This window comes from Pseudomonas sp. 06C 126 (assembly GCF_001855215.1).
Lineage (GTDB): Bacteria > Pseudomonadota > Gammaproteobacteria > Pseudomonadales > Pseudomonadaceae > Aquipseudomonas > Aquipseudomonas proteolytica.
On the sequence record NZ_MIFU01000147.1, the window covers coordinates 1 to 1,458 of the forward strand.

Consider the following 1,458-nt stretch of genomic DNA (forward strand, 5'->3'; position numbering starts at 1 on the left):
ACCCCGGATGCGCTGGCATTGGTGTTTGATACCCAATCGCTGACCTTTGCCCAGCTCAACCAGCAGGCCAACCGCCTGGCTCATCGCCTGATCGAAAGCGGTGTGGGCCCGGATGTACTAGTGGGCATCGCGGTGCAGCGCAGTGTCGACCTGGTGGTCGGGCTGCTGGCGATTCTCAAGGCCGGTGGCGCTTATATCCCGCTGGATCCGGCGTACCCCGAAGATCGCCTGGCCTACATGATGCAAGACAGCGGCCTGGCCCTGCTGCTGACCCAGGCACCGTTGCTCGCGCGCTTGCCGATCCCGGCCGGGGTCACTGCGCTGGCCCTGGACCAGCCGGGTGCGTGGCTCGATGGCTACAGCGTGGAAAACCCGCTGCCGCGCAGCACCGCAGAACACTTGGCCTATGTGATCTACACCTCCGGCTCCACGGGTAAACCCAAAGGGGTGATGGTGCGCCATGGCGCCCTGACCAATTTCGTGTGCAGCATGGCCCGCCAGCCGGGGCTGGACGCCCATGATCGGTTGCTGTCGCTGACCACCTTTTCGTTCGATATTTTCGGCCTGGAAATCTACGGGCCGCTGCTGGTCGGCGCCACCCTGGTGTTGACCGGGCAGGACATCAATCTCGACCCGCAAGCCTTGCTCACCCTGGTCAAACAGCAGCGCATCAGCGTGTTGCAAGCCACGCCTTCCACATGGCGCATGCTGCTCGATCACCCCCAGGCGGATGCCCTCAAGGGCTGCAAGCTATTGTGCGGCGGCGAAGCGCTGCCCCTGGAACTGGCGACCCGCCTTTTGGCGCTATCGCCCCAGGTCTGGAACCTCTACGGGCCGACCGAAACCACCATCTGGTCGGCGCAGTACCCACTCGCGCCAACCCAGCCACAGCCGTGGCTCGGCGGGCCGATTGCCAATACCAGCCTGTCTATCCTCGACGATAACCTGGCGCCGGTAGCAGTCGGGGTCGCCGGCGAGTTGTTGATTGGCGGCGACGGCCTGGCGCGGGGTTATTTCCAGCGTCCGGCACTCACCGCCGAGCGCTTCCTGCCCGACCCGTTCGGCGCTCCCGGTGCGCGCCTGTATCGCACCGGCGACCTGGCGCGCTACCGCGCGGATGGGGTGATCGAGTACATCGGTCGGGTGGATCACCAGGTGAAGATCCGTGGGTTGCGGATCGAACTGGGGGAAATCGAAGCGCGACTGCTGGAGCAACCACAGGTGCGCGAAGCGGCCGTGGTGGTGCGGGACGTCGCAGGCCATCCGCAGTTGGTGGCGTACGTGGTCGCCATGCACGCGGTGAGTGATGAGCAGGCTTTGCGTGACGCCTGCAAGCGTCAGCTCAAGGGCGACCTGCCGGAATACATGGTGCCCAGCCATTGGGTGTTCCTTGATAGCCTGCCGCTGACCCCCAACGGCAAGCTCGACCGCAAGGTGTTGCCGGCGCCGGATGCCAGT

General features: G+C 65.2%; 1 protein-coding gene. It reads left to right on the forward strand.

Annotation, left to right across the window (positions count from 1 at the left end; all coding sequences use genetic code 11):
• On the forward strand, positions 1-1,458 hold a 1,458-nt coding region (locus BHC62_RS26200), incomplete at both ends, for an amino acid adenylation domain-containing protein (RefSeq protein ID WP_143007603.1).